A 13,790-nucleotide genomic window follows, 5' to 3' on the forward strand; every position below is an offset into this window, starting at 1 on the left:
AGCCTAAGTCGTTGTCGCAACAAATAATACATCCATACTTTAGAAAACTACTTTAAAAATAATAGTCTATAAACAAAAGATTAAAAGTAAAAACAACAAACATAAATTAGATAAATGATAAAAATAAAATATATATATGTACTTTATAATCAACAAGCTTACTGACTTACAATAATTGTTAATATTGCGTTGCTACTAGCTGTTTTATCCCTTACTTGTTAGAATCATGCAACTAAATTTCCTGCGAGAATAGAGAGTGAATTAAGATGGGAAGAGCGTTTGAAGTTCGCAAGAACGCGATGGCTAAAACAGCAGCCGCAAAAACAAAAGTAAACTCTAAATACGGTAAAGAGATCTATGTAGCGGCTAAAAACGGCGGCGCAGAATTAGATACTAACTTATCGTTAAAACGCCTTATCGAAAAAGCAAAGAAAGACCAAGTACCGGCACACGTAATCGACAAAGCGATTGAAAAAGCAAAAGGCGGCGCTGGCGAAGATTACCAACCAGCACGCTATGAAGGCTTCGGTCCAGGTAACTGCATGGTTATTATCGATTGTTTAACGGATAACCCAAACCGTACCATCAAAGATGTGCGTTTAGCATTTACTAAAACTAATTCAAAAATTGGTGGTCCTGGTACAGCTGCCCACAGCTTTGATCACCAAGCTGTATTTGCATTCGCAGGCGATAACGACGAAGAAGTGTTAGAAGCACTAATGATGGCAGACGTTGACGTAACTGATGTTGAAGTTGAAGATGGCATCGTTTCAGTATTTGCACCACACACTGAGTTCTATAACGTTAAAACTGCTCTGGCAGAAGCATTTCCAGATATGAAGCTAGATGTTGAAGAAATCACTTTCGTACCACAAACAAGTGTGGATATTGAAGGCGATGATATCCCGCTTTTCCAAAAGTTTATGGATATGCTTAACGATAGCGATGATGTGCAAAACATTTACCACAACGCAATCGTACAAGACTAATCAAAGTCATATAAAAAAGGCCTGATTATTCAGGCCTTTTTTGTAATTGAGCTTGATAAATCAGCACATTTAATTCGCCGCTTTAAACTCTAAACGACGGCGGTGTAACACAGGCTCTGTATAACCGTTCGGTTGTTTGGTACCTGATAACACTAACTCTAGTGCCGCTTGGAACGCCACGCTCTGCGCATAATTATCTGACATATTACGGTAATTAGCGTCGCCTTCATTTTGTTTATCAACCACTTTGGCCATTGCTTCAAGGGTGTCAATTACCTGTTTCTCGCTGCAAACACCATGGCATAACCAGTTAGTCATATGCTGTGATGAAATACGTAATGTGGCTCTGTCTTCCATCAAGCCCACATTATTAATATCAGGCACTTTAGAGCAACCAACTCCCTGCTCAACCCAACGTACCATATAGCCTAAAATACCCTGCGCATTGTTGTTCAGCTCATTTTGAATCGCATCAGAGGTCATTGATTTTGGCTCTGGATGCAGTGGCGGACACAAAATATCATCCACATTAGCAGCAACGCGCTGTTTAATTTCCTGTTGTAAGCTAAATACATCCTGCTGATGATAATGCATCGCATGTAAGGTAGCAGCCGTTGGTGATGGCACCCACGCCGTATTTGCGCCACTTTGCACATGTGCAGTTTTTTGTACGAGCATTTGCGCCATTTCATCTGGCATTGGCCACATACCTTTACCAATTTGTGCTTTACCGCTTAAGCCACATGCTAAGCCTACATCCACATTGTTGTTTTCATACGCACCAATCCACTTTTGCGCTTTAATTGCATCTTTTGGCAACATTGGTCCTGCAAGCATACTAGTATGAATTTCATCACCTGTTCTGTCTAAGAAACCAGTGTTGATAAAGATAACGCGCTCTTTCGCCTCAGCAATACACGCAGCGAGGTTAACCGAAGTCCGACGCTCTTCGTCCATAATACCCATTTTTAAGGTATTTTCAGGCAGGTTAAGCAAGTTTTCTACCTTACAAAATAACGTATTCGCATAAGCCACTTCTTCAGGGCCATGCATTTTCGGTTTTACAATATTAATGCTATTAGCTCGGCTGTTTTTTCGAGTACCATTCCCTTTTAAATCATGCAACGCAATCAACGACGTGATCACAGCATCCATAATGCCTTCAAAAACTTCATCGCCGTTTTTATCGAGAATCGCAGGATTTGTCATTAAGTGACCAACATTGCGCACGAGCATTAAGCTGCGACCTTTGAGCTGTTGCTCATCGCCACTTAAATCTGTGTAGGTTAAATCTGGATTAAGCGCACGCGTAAGTGTTTTGCCACCTTTTTCGAACTCAACCGATAAATCGCCTTTGTTTAAACCAAGCCAGTTGCTGTATACGCCAACTTTATCTTCTGCATCAACCGCGGCAACAGAATCTTCGCAATCCATAATGGTGGTTAATGCCGACTCAAGCACAATATCTTTTATATGTGCGCTATCTTGTTTGCCAATTTGATGGTTTTCATCAAACTGAATCACAATGTGCAGCCCATTATTTTTAAGAATCAATTCTGTAGGTTGCTGCTTAGTACCGTTATAGCCGACCAACTGCTCTGGTGATTGCAATGCACTTTGGCTTACATTGTTTAACGTGACAATCAGCTTACCATCAACAATCGCGTAATCACTGGCATCTTTGTGTGATCCATATGTTAGTGGCAATGCTTGGTCTAAAAACTCACGGCCAAAATCAATTACCGCATTACCACGCACGGGGTTGTACTCGCGTCCGGCTTCACGGCCATTGTCGTACGAGATAGCATCGGTGCCATATAACGCATCATACAATGACCCCCAACGGGCATTCGCTGCATTTAGCGCAAAGCGCGCATTGCTTACCGGCACAACCAGCTGCGGGCCTGCCATTGTGGCAATTTCAGGCTCCACGCTTTCAGTTACCACTGCTACATCGCTAGGTGCTGGTTTTAAATAGCCAATTTGCTGCAGAAATTGTTTGTAATGGTCGAACTCAAAGTTTGAATGCGCTTGATGGTATTGATCGATTTGCACTTGCAGATCATCACGTTTCACTAATAGTGCGCGGTTAATCGGTGTCATTTCAGACACGATTTTTGAGAAGCCTTGCCAAAAGTGCTCCACGTCAATGCCCGTACCTGGAATAACTTGATGGTTAATAAATGCGTATAAGCTGGGATCAACAGCTAACCCTGCATGGTGAATACGTGTTGTCATAAATTTTCTCACCTTGAAGTGGCACACAATTGTATGCGTTTAAATAATTTGGTTATTTGATTCTATCTAAGTTACACAAGAAAGCTTGCTTTTGGCATTCATAAAAAAAATATTCATGATAAAAACTATAAATTTTATAAATCATGCCGTTTCAGCCTAACTTAAATGTAAAGGCGCTACCCGTTCAATGTTGTTGCTCAAAAAGGTAATAACACCAGCGCCATCTAATCAACAAGATGAAGGACTTAACACGATGGCTAAACAATTAACTTACCAACAAGAAATCGACCGCATTGCAACGTTAAAAGAAGTAGGCGAGAAGAAATGGCAAAATATTAACCCTGAGTCAGCAGCGCGTATGCGTTTGCAAAACCGCTTCCAAAACGGCTTGGAAATTGCGCGTTACACTGCTGATATTATGCGTAAAGATATGGAAGCATACGACCAAGACCCATCTCAATATACGCAATCACTTGGCTGTTGGCATGGCTTTATCGGTCAGCAAAAAATGATTTCAATTAAAAAGCATTTCCAAAATAATACTGACCGTCGTTACCTTTACCTTTCAGGTTGGATGGTGGCAGCACTACGCTCTGAATTTGGCCCTCTTCCAGACCAATCAATGCATGAAAAAACGTCGGTTGCTGCATTAATCGAAGAACTTTACACTTTCCTACGTCAGGCTGACGCCCGTGAACTAGGCGGTTATTTCCGTGAACTTGATGCAGCGCGTAAAGCAGGTAACAGCGCAGAAGAAGAGACAATCCTAGCTAAAATTAACGACCATAAAACACACGTTGTACCAATTATTGCTGATATTGATGCTGGTTTTGGTAACGAGGAAGCAACTTACCTACTTGCTAAGAAAATGATTGAAGCAGGTGCATGCTGTATCCAGATTGAAAACCAAGTATCGGATGAAAAACAATGTGGTCACCAAGATGGTAAAGTGACTGTACCGCACGAAGATTTCTTAGCGAAAATCAATGCTGTTCGTTATGCATTCCTTGAACTTGGTGTAGATAACGGCGTTATCGTAGCGCGCACCGATTCACTTGGTGCCGGTCTAACTAAACAAATCGCAGTAAGCAACGAACCTGGTGATTTAGGCGACCAATACAACGCATTCTTAGACGTAGAAGAAATTGAATCGACTGATATCAAAAACGGTGATGTTATTTTAAACCGCAACGGTAAGCTGGTTCGTCCTAAGCGTTTACCAAGTAACTTGTTCCAATTCCGCTCTGGTACGGGTGAAGAGCGTTGTGTGCTTGACTGTATTACTGCATTACAAAATGGTGCTGACTTACTTTGGATTGAAACGGAAAAACCACACGTAGGCCAAATTGGTGCGATGGTAAATGAAATTCGTAAAGTAGTGCCAAACGCTAAACTTGTTTACAACAACTCTCCATCATTTAACTGGACTCTAAATTTCCGTCAGCAAGTTTTCGATATTATGGTTGAAGAAGGTAAAGATGTATCTCAATATAACCGTGCGCAGCTAATGAGCGTGGAATACGATAACACTGAACTTGCAGCATTAGCTGATGAAAAGATCCGTACTTTCCAAGCTGATGCAGCCCGTGAAGCAGGCATTTTCCACCACTTAATTACACTGCCTACTTACCACACTGCAGCGTTATCTACCGATAACCTTGCAAAAGAGTACTTTGGTGAGCAAGGTATGCTTGGTTATGTTAAGAACGTACAACGTCAAGAAATTCGCCAAGGCATTGCGTGTGTTAAGCACCAAAACATGGCAGGTTCTGACATGGGTGACGACCACAAAGAGTACTTCTCTGGAGATGCGGCCCTAAAAGCTGCAGGTGAAGACAACACTATGAACCAGTTTTCTTAATACTGTTTAGCCAGTAAATCAGCTAGGCACTTGCCTAGCTTTTTTACCACTATTATACCAATTCGGTTAAGTATTTGAGCAGGTTTAGCACCGGATAAATAAAATGCTAACAAGGCGTAGCTTTCTTATCGTGTGATACTACTTCGATAAGCCCCAGCGCATTTAACATGATAGTTAGCCGGTTAGACTGATTAGCTATTTAAGCGAATTGATATTATGTATCCCTAACTGTGATCCAAAGGCCTGACGGCCTTTTTTTGTTTTAATAAATAATAACTTTGAGATAGAGATCATATTTTTACTAAGTATCAAGATTGCCGCTAAAAAAACAGATCGAGATTTTACTAGCGATTTAAAACCACGCTCATTTGTAAAATCAAAGTTAACAACTGATTACTTTTAACCCTAACACACCCTTAAAGTACCGCTAACACCTCGTTTTCACAGCCAAAACCAAACAATAGAGATCAAAATTTTACTAACTGTTGATTTTAGAGATCATATTTTTACTAACTTGTGGCGTGTTTGGGATCATTATTTTACTAGCTGATTAGTAAATTAATGATCAAATACCTTAATAGATCAGATTTTTACTAACTAAAATCAATAAAACGACATTTTTGTGTTTTTAGAGATCATAATTTTACTAACTAAACGCTATTTTTAGTTAAAAGTCAGCTATGAGATCAAAATTTTACTAACTAAAATGGGCTTGCTTAATATTTTTCTGGCTTAGCTTAGTAAAAATATGATCTCTGCATTCAAATCTAAGAAATAAATACGGTAAATATGTCCGAGTACGTTTAAAAATAAGGGGGAACGCTAGTAAGTTAGTAAAATTTTGGTTTGTAACGGTCTGGTACAGTATTTATAGAAAAATGAAGGGGATCTGTTTATCAATCAAGTACAACTAGGTTATTTAACCTAGCTGTACAATCTTCTGTTTGGCATCTGCGATGATAGTTGCATTATCGGTTACTGAGGCTTTATTAAGATTAGCTTTAACACGCGCTATTTTTAACTCATCAGCACACTGCTGCGGCTTACTAGAAAGCTTAGCTAAGCGCTCTTTAACTTCATCAACTTTATGATCGCGTTTATTTTGAGAAAGTGCTGCGATTTTATCTTTTACGGCTTTTGCTTTATCACTTTCGCCCATCAATACATCAAGCACACCCTCGCGCTGCATTTTTTCAACTAACGCTTGTGGCGGTAAATGTAACATCGGCATCAAGCTTTGCAGAAACGCTCTCAACTCAACTTGCTCAGATAATGAGAAGTCTGAAAATGTTTTTAGTAGCTTGTGTTTATCAAGAAACAATTCGGTCAAATGTGAACTTAGCACTGTGCTATTAATTGTAGTTAAATCCACTTTTTTTGATGCTGAAGGCTTATCTGATAGGTCAATTCCTAATACTTGCATCTCGGCTAATAGCTCAGCTGATGGCAGTGATAACGCCTCAAGTGCATAATCAATATTGTGTTTAACTTTAAGCGCTTCCATCGGTGCAAACGCCAGAAAAACTTGCGATAAACTCGCTTTATCCATTAATAAATTGTACACAATAAGCCCTCCCTAATCAGATAAGGCACTGAGTTTAGTCAATAAACATGACAAATATATGACTAGGTTAACTAAACTCAGTATTAAGTGTGATTTATGAGACTACTTTAATTTGTATTAAAGTACCCAAACTTCAACGCGGCGATTACGTTCACGACCAACTTCGTTATCGTTATTTGCAAGTGGCATATCTTCACCAAAGCCTTCTACCGCATAGACATTAATACCGCGAGCATTAAGCTCTTGTTCAACACTTTTAGCGCGGCTTAGCGACAACATAGTGTTTTTATCGCGTGCCCCAATGCTGTCCGAAAAACCCATTAGTACAAGCTTGCGATTTGGGTTTTCTTCAACAAACGATACAAGGCGCTGTAAATCTCGTTTACCTTTGTTATCAAGGTCGCGCGTTGCATAGTTAAAGCGGAAGTTCAGCGATAAACGTTTCGCAAGTTTTGCATACTGATTATATTTGTCTGAAGCCAGTTCGCTTGCCATAACGTCTTCAACACGAATAGACTGCGAGATTAATCCCAGTTCCTGCACGATTTCTTGGCCGCGGTCTGAAATTGCAAAATTAGCAAAGTCTTTTATTTGCGTAGCACTATTAGTTGGCGTGTATAAGTATAGTCGACGTGCCAGCGGGTAATCTTCCGTCGCAATGGTAAAACGCGTTGGGTAAATTGCTTTAGTGTCACTGCTATCTGCAATTGCCAGTGCTTTACTGTATCGAATGTAATTTAAGCCGATAAACCCAATTGCATAATCATCGCGTGACACATGCTCAGACAGTTCTGAGCTCGATTCAAATCGCTCTGCTTTCTTCGTTAATTTGCGACCATATTTCTTTAATACCAACGATTTGAACGTATCAAATGTGCCAGAGTTATCATCACGAGCAAATACTTTTATCGGGGCTTGGTCACCACCAATCTCGGCCCAATTATCAATTTCGCCAGAGAAAATACGCGATAGTGTTTCAGTTGTTATGGTCTTTAACGGGTTATTCTGGTTAACAATAATTGCCAAACCATCCAGCGCAATAATGTGCTCATTGCCAAGCTTAGATAAGTCACCTGACTGACCTTTTAACGCTTCAACTTCACTGGTTTTTATTTTGCGCGAAGACATACCAATTTGCGCCATATTCGCGTTTAACGCTTTAAACGCGGTTGACGAACCATGTGCGGCCAAACCTATTTCCAGCTTGTCACCATCCATTTCAAACTGCATGGTGCGCTCAGTTGCAATGCGTCCCTGTTGCCAATCAATATCTTTAGCACCTTGCTCTTCAAAATAGGCTTTTAATAATGCTGGTGCGAGTTTTTCGCCTATGGTATTCGAGCCGTGAATTGCAAATAGGGATTGATACACCGCCTCAGGTTCTTTTTCCACCGGAGTAGGCTTGCTCATTTGTGCTGATTTTTGTGAAATCACTTTATTCGGTACTGCCGCTACCTGGCTCGATTGTGCTGTCGTGTCGCCAGATAAGCCAAACCAAGCGCCTACCGCACAAAGTGCTATCACGGCAACTGATGCAGCAATTATTACGCCCGTGTTTCGCTGTTTTGACTGTGAAATCGGTTCAGCCTGTGAAGCGTGCGCTTGATGACTAGGTGACGCATTAAACTGCTCAATAAGACGACTTAGTTCTGTGTTTTCTAAACTCAAAAGCTCAGTGAACACTAACGCGCGATATTCTTCTTCTGAGATTAACTTTTCTTTTGCTAAATCGATATCAAACTCTCGTTTGGCAGTTGAGATTATTTGCTCGATTAACTGTTGCTTTTCCTGTTCCATTGCCATACCTCATTTTTTTTCGGGTATGTTATGAACTTTATATGGCAGTTATATGACAATACTTTAGATTTATTGTGAAAGTTGCTTGTAAAGGGGGTTGACAAAACAGCCTGCATGATTGCAGGCTGAATAGTTTAAATGCTTATATTTCAATCATCTAACCATACCCAAATTTTATCTGAGCTATTATAGGCAACATCATGAATTGACACCGAACCGGTTCTTAACAGCTTAGCGGTTTTATCGGCATTGTGCGTCATAGCAAAATCATACACGCTTTCACCATTACACATAAGCTTTTCACTAATTAACGGAAGGGTTAAGTGATTTGATTTTAAATTGGTTTTTAGCTTGAGTACCTTGTTACTTTTTACATCTTTGCATGCCTGTATTAATAAGCTCTCAATAGTCGATTTATCAAACGCGATTGCCGCGCTAGGTAACACCAATAGCGATGCCGCTATTGCAGTAGTTGCTAATGCTTTCATACTCCATTCCTCACTCTCTCAGAACGCCTTTTAAAATTAGCAGAACCTAGTAATTTCGCCTGTTACAGAGGTAATTACAGTGTTAATCCAAGGATCTAACTGTAATGAAATATGTATTTGATGTGCTTTCAGCAAGTTGTAGATGAAAAAAAACCAGCAGAATTATCTACTGGTTTTTGACTTCACAACTGTTTAGGAGTTTTTTAATAAAACCGTTAAATTGACTCGAGAGCAATTTTAACCATTTCATTAAAACTATTTTGTCTTTCTTCACTTGGGGTAGCTTCACCTGTGATCACATGGTCACTTACCGTGAAAAGCGCCATTGCATTTGCGCCATATTCTGCGGCAACGCCATAAAGACCCGCAGTTTCCATATCAACTGCTAATACGCCAAGTTTATCTAGTTTTTGATAAAGATCGTTCGACGCTTGATAGAAAGTATCTGTCGTAAATACATTACCTACTTTAGCAGCGATGCCTAAACGCTTCGCCGCTTCCACACCGTTTACCAACAGGTCGAAGTTAGCAATGGCAGCAAAATCGTAGCCTTGTACACGTGCACGGTTAACATTTGAATCTGTCGATGCGCCTTGAGCAAAGATTACGTCGCGAATTTTGATATCGCTACCAATACCACCACAAGTACCAATGCGAATTAAGTTTTTTACACCGTAGCTCACAATCAATTCACGCGCATAAATGCTCATCGATGGAATACCCATGCCAGATGCCATAATGCTCACAGGTTTACCATTATAAGTACCGGTATATCCAAGAATATTTCTTACAGATGTAACTTCACGTGCATCTTCTAAAAATGTCTCTGCAATGTGCTTCGCGCGAAGCGGGTCGCCTGGCATTAATACCGTTTCGGCAAAATCGTTTAATTGTGCATTAATGTGTGGAGTACTCATAATCTTTCCTATCTAAGTTAACTGCCAAGCTGAGATTTAAAACTGTTACCGTATTCAAGTGGCGCAAGTGAAAACCATGTTGCTAATGTTTGACCTATGTCTGCAAAAGTTTCGCGCTCACCTAAATTAACTGGCGTCATACCAGGTGTATACGCTAAAACCGGCACATATTCACGAGTGTGGTCAGTGCCTTGCCATGTTGGGTCGCAACCATGATCTGCAGTAATCATTAGCACATCATCTTTGCCAAGTAAGGCTAAAAATTCAGGTAAATAGTCATCCAATTGCTTTAGCGCTTTGGCATAGCCGATCGCATCACGGCGATGGCCAAACTTTTCATCAAAGTCCACTAAGTTTACAAAGGTTAAGCTATGCTCTTTTGCCTGTTTAAATACCTCGGCGGTTTTAGCCATTAAGTTTTCAAGCCCTGGCGCTTTGTGTTTTTCGGTAATGCCTTGGTGTGCGTAAATATCAGAGATTTTACCTATGCTGATTACTGCACCATTATCTTCAGCTAGTTTGTCGAGTAATGTTGGTGCCGGTGGCAATACCGAATAATCACGGCGGTTGCCGGTACGCGCAAAGTTATCTGCTGCGTCACCTAAAAATGGACGTGCAATCACACGGCCAATATTGTATTCATCTAATAACTCACGCGCTATTTCGCAAATTTCATATAAACGCTCTAAACCGAAGGTGTCTTCGTGGCAGGCAATCTGAAATACGCTATCAGTAGAGGTATAGCAAATAGGCTTACCTGTTTGCATGTGCTCTTCACCTAACGCTTCTAAAATAACCGTACCTGACGAGTGGCAGTTGCCTAAAATACCCGGTAGATTAGCGCGTTTTATAAACTCGGCGATAAACGCATCTGGGAAGCTATTTTGTTTATCGTGAAAGTAACCCCAATCAAATAACACTGGTACTCCGGCCATTTCCCAATGACCAGATGGTGTATCTTTGCCTGATGAAATTTCTTTTGCATAACCATATGCTGCAATCGGAGCGTTACGCTCAGCCACTTGGCAATTGGTATTGCTTGCTTGTTCGCACGCATCAATTAATCCAAGTTTTGATAAATTAGGCAGCGCGAGTTTTTGGCCAGTTTCACCATGGTAAGCAGCGAGTAAATGCGCCAAAGTGTTTGCACCTTTATCACCAAAGCGTTCAGCATCAGGTGCAGCACCTATGCCTAAACTGTCTGCCATTAAAATTAGCGCTCTTGCCATAGTTACCTCAATTTAAAATAGCCTGATATACCAAATGCCGTTGTGTCTCGCCAAAAATAATTGGCGTGCCTGCATTTATTTTAGCCATTGGTTCACATTTCGCCTAGCTAATCACGCTCAGCGTTATAAATACTCTAGGCTGTGCGCCTAGGGTTACACAGGACTTTTGTCCTGTTTTTAACCAGTTAAAGGGGCTAAATTTACCGCTGTATTCAGGAAAGAACCAGTAGGCGTCACGAACTAAAGATAATTGTGCGCTTTTTTGCTAAGGTAAGTCACTGTTGTAATGATTTTTAAGGTAACGTTTTTGTGACACGCACAATTATCGCGATTGCAGGTGCATCAGCTTCTGGTAAATCGTTGTTTAGTCAAACTATTTACAATGAGCTTTTGAACGAACTAGCACCTGGTGCTATCGCTATTATTGAAGAAGACGCGTATTACCGTGATCAGTCTCATTTGCCGTTCGAACATAGAACGCAAACGAACTACGATCACCCAGACGCTTTTGAGCATGAACTTTTGCTTGAGCACTTAAATCAGCTCAAGGAAGGTAAACCAGTCGATATTCCTGTATACGATTACGCAAAGCACACGCGCAGCGACCAAACTCGTCGAATTCAACCGGCTAAGATTCTGATTGTTGAAGGTATTTTACTTTTATCAGACCCTAAACTGTGCGATGAGTTTAATATTAAGGTGTTTATTGATACACCGTTAGATATTTGCCTGATGCGTCGTATGCAACGTGATCTAGAAGAGCGCGGTAGAAGCTTGCAATCGGTGATTGAGCAATACCAAGCCACGGTAAGACCAATGTTTTACCAATTTATCGACCCGTCGAAGCACAATGCAGATGTTGTTGTGACCCGCGGGGGGCGAAATCGAGTTGCCATTGATATACTAAAAAGCAAAATAAAACAATTACTTCAATAGAAGGTAACTTGGGAAATATATATGACCTCATTAATGAGTTTAGTTGGCATCGCGAGCTTATTAGCGCTCGCATTTTTATGCTCAACTAACCGAAAAAAAATAGATTTACGCACCGTAGGCGGTGCGTTTGCACTGCAAGTGCTGATCGGCGCATTTGTTTTGTACGTACCTGCAGGGCGTGAAGTATTAAACGGTATTTCAGTAGGCGTTGCCAACGTTATTAGTTATGCGAATGACGGTATTCGATTTCTATTTGGTGGCCTAGCGGGAGATGAAATTGACGGCATCGGCTTTGTATTTGCAATCAAAGTACTGCCAGTAATTGTCTTTTTCTCTGCGCTTGTTGCGGTGTTATATCACTTACGAGTGATGGATTTTGTTATTAAAATTTTAGGTGGTGGCCTACAAAAGTTATTAGGTACATCGAAACCAGAATCACTTTCTGCAACCGCTAATATTTTCGTTGGCCAAACAGAAGCGCCACTGGTAGTAAAACCATTTATTGCCACGATGACACGCTCTGAATTATTTGCCGTTATGGTAGGTGGTTTAGCAACAGTAGCAGGCTCTATTTTAGCAGGCTACGTAAGCTTAGGTGTTGAATTAAAATACTTAATTGCAGCCAGCTTTATGGCGGCACCGGGTGGTTTCTTAATGGCAAAAATGATGGTGCCAGAGACAGAAACACCAAAACAAGATCTAAACGATTTAGATCACGGTGAAGAAAAGCCAGTAAACGTGATTGATGCAGCCGCAGGCGGCGCATTAAACGGCATGCAGCTGGCAATGAATGTAGGTGCAATGCTATTGGCTTTTGTGGCACTAATTGCCCTAAGTAATGGCTTTGTTGGCTGGATTGGTGGTTGGTTTGATAACCCAGACTTAACAATTCAACAAATTTTAGGTTACGCCTTTGCTCCAATTGCATGGTTGTTAGGTATTCCTTGGAGTGAAGCACAGCTTGCTGGTAGCTTCATTGGGCAAAAACTTGTAGTAAATGAGTTTGTTGCTTACTTAGACTTTATGAACTATCAAGCGCAACTGAGCGAGCACACGAAAGCCGTTGTTACTTTTGCACTGTGTGGCTTTGCAAACTTGAGTTCAATTGCAATTTTACTAGGCGGTATTGGTGGTATGGCACCGAGTCGTCGTAAAGATATTGCGCAATTAGGTTTACGTGCGGTTTTAGCCGGTTCAATGGCAAACCTAATGAGTGCAGCGATTGCAGGCTTTTTCCTGTCAATTGCATAACGGTTACTCGGCTAGAAGTAACTTAACTTAGCAACGTAGTTACTCGTTTTTATTGCAGGCACGATAGAAATGAGTGTGTTGATAAATGTGCTAAATCAACAACTACAGCATGTGGGATGTAGGCTAAGTTAATACCTAAGGGTATAAAGTTACTTGTATAGCCGCTTTATTTAGCAAATAGGCAAGACCTGTCTGCTACCCAAATCCAAGTACTTGATTAACACTCCGGTACTGGAGCCCTGCAAAGGGTTGCCTAATTGTCTTAAGGGGTTAAGACTGGCAAAAAATTTGAACGATACTAGAGAAAACCAAAGGGCCCTTTATGGGCCCTTTTTATTTGTCTCAATTATGTAATCACAACCAAAAACTGTTTAAACGTTATGCCAATCCTGTTAAGTATGAGATCAGAGATAGCGCTGGATAAATGACATAACAGCAATGCGGAGTTTTTCTTATCTAGTTGTTCTACATTGATAAATTCTAACGCAGTGAGCATGATACTTAGTCCGCTAGAATGAGT

Annotated in this window: 10 protein-coding genes; 4 read left to right on the top strand and 6 right to left on the bottom strand. The window is 40.8% G+C overall.

What is annotated here, in order from left to right; translation table 11 throughout:
* The first annotated feature begins 266 nt into the window (after nt 1-266).
* Complete coding sequence (locus L1068_RS10275; protein WP_237130175.1) at nt 267-989, top strand: YebC/PmpR family DNA-binding transcriptional regulator; 723 nt, start codon at nt 267-269, stop codon at nt 987-989.
* Nucleotides 990-1,058: 69 nt separating this feature from the next.
* Here L1068_RS10275 and L1068_RS10280 read toward each other — a convergent pair whose 3' ends face one another.
* Nucleotides 1,059-3,227 (bottom strand): malate synthase G, encoded by a 2,169-nt coding sequence (locus L1068_RS10280; protein WP_237130176.1) that lies wholly within the window; start codon nt 3,225-3,227, stop codon nt 1,059-1,061.
* Nucleotides 3,228-3,480: 253 nt separating this feature from the next.
* Between L1068_RS10280 and L1068_RS10285 the strand changes: the two genes are divergently transcribed.
* Entirely contained in the window at nt 3,481-5,088 is a 1,608-nt protein-coding gene (locus tag L1068_RS10285) for an isocitrate lyase (RefSeq protein ID WP_237130177.1), read from the top strand.
* 919 nt (nt 5,089-6,007) lie between these two features.
* Here the strand turns inward: L1068_RS10285 and L1068_RS10290 are convergent.
* The 5 genes from L1068_RS10290 to L1068_RS10310 all read right to left on the bottom strand — a co-directional run bounded on the left by L1068_RS10290 (nt 6,008) and on the right by L1068_RS10310 (nt 11,083).
* A complete protein-coding gene (locus L1068_RS10290; protein ID WP_237130178.1) occupies nt 6,008-6,652 on the bottom strand; it encodes a hypothetical protein in 645 nt (214 codons plus the stop codon).
* A 117-nt stretch (nt 6,653-6,769) separates the two neighbouring features.
* The gene (locus tag L1068_RS10295) at nt 6,770-8,449 is read right to left on the bottom strand and encodes a phosphate ABC transporter substrate-binding/OmpA family protein (protein ID WP_237130179.1); all 1,680 of its coding nucleotides are present in this window, start codon (nt 8,447-8,449) and stop codon (nt 6,770-6,772) included.
* A 149-nt stretch (nt 8,450-8,598) separates the two neighbouring features.
* Nucleotides 8,599-8,937 carry a DUF3718 domain-containing protein gene (locus tag L1068_RS10300; protein WP_237130180.1) on the bottom strand — a complete coding sequence of 113 codons (339 nt, stop codon included), beginning with the start codon at nt 8,935-8,937 and terminating at the stop codon, nt 8,599-8,601.
* A 215-nt stretch (nt 8,938-9,152) separates the two neighbouring features.
* Nucleotides 9,153-9,854 carry a purine-nucleoside phosphorylase gene (deoD, locus tag L1068_RS10305; protein WP_010558407.1) on the bottom strand — a complete coding sequence of 234 codons (702 nt, stop codon included), beginning with the start codon at nt 9,852-9,854 and terminating at the stop codon, nt 9,153-9,155.
* Between the two features lie 17 nt (nt 9,855-9,871).
* The gene (locus tag L1068_RS10310) at nt 9,872-11,083 is read right to left on the bottom strand and encodes a phosphopentomutase (protein ID WP_237130181.1); all 1,212 of its coding nucleotides are present in this window, start codon (nt 11,081-11,083) and stop codon (nt 9,872-9,874) included.
* Nucleotides 11,084-11,392: 309 nt separating this feature from the next.
* On the opposite strand from L1068_RS10310, the gene udk reads away from it, so the two are divergent.
* The gene (gene udk, locus L1068_RS10315) at nt 11,393-12,019 is read left to right on the top strand and encodes a uridine kinase (RefSeq protein WP_040642196.1); all 627 of its coding nucleotides are present in this window, start codon (nt 11,393-11,395) and stop codon (nt 12,017-12,019) included.
* A gap of 21 nt (nt 12,020-12,040) precedes the next feature.
* On the top strand, nt 12,041-13,270 hold the full coding sequence (locus L1068_RS10320) for a NupC/NupG family nucleoside CNT transporter (RefSeq protein ID WP_237130182.1): 1,230 nt from the start codon (nt 12,041-12,043) through the stop codon (nt 13,268-13,270).
* The last annotated feature ends 520 nt before the right edge of the window (nt 13,271-13,790 follow it).

It is taken from the genome of Pseudoalteromonas sp. MMG024 (assembly GCF_021654175.1).
In the GTDB taxonomy this organism is placed as follows: domain Bacteria; phylum Pseudomonadota; class Gammaproteobacteria; order Enterobacterales; family Alteromonadaceae; genus Pseudoalteromonas.

Coding starts and splice junctions, on each gene's coding strand:
- L1068_RS10275 (WP_237130175.1), top strand. CDS start 267: ATGGGAAGAGCGTTTGAAGTTCGCAAGAACGCGATGGCTAAAACAGCA.
- L1068_RS10320 (WP_237130182.1), top strand. CDS start 12,041: ATGACCTCATTAATGAGTTTAGTTGGCATCGCGAGCTTATTAGCGCTC.
- L1068_RS10310 (WP_237130181.1), bottom strand. CDS start 11,083: ATGGCAAGAGCGCTAATTTTAATGGCAGACAGTTTAGGCATAGGTGCT.
- deoD (WP_010558407.1), bottom strand. CDS start 9,854: ATGAGTACTCCACACATTAATGCACAATTAAACGATTTTGCCGAAACG.
- L1068_RS10280 (WP_237130176.1), bottom strand. CDS start 3,227: ATGACAACACGTATTCACCATGCAGGGTTAGCTGTTGATCCCAGCTTA.
- L1068_RS10285 (WP_237130177.1), top strand. CDS start 3,481: ATGGCTAAACAATTAACTTACCAACAAGAAATCGACCGCATTGCAACG.
- L1068_RS10295 (WP_237130179.1), bottom strand. CDS start 8,449: ATGGAACAGGAAAAGCAACAGTTAATCGAGCAAATAATCTCAACTGCC.
- L1068_RS10300 (WP_237130180.1), bottom strand. CDS start 8,937: ATGAAAGCATTAGCAACTACTGCAATAGCGGCATCGCTATTGGTGTTA.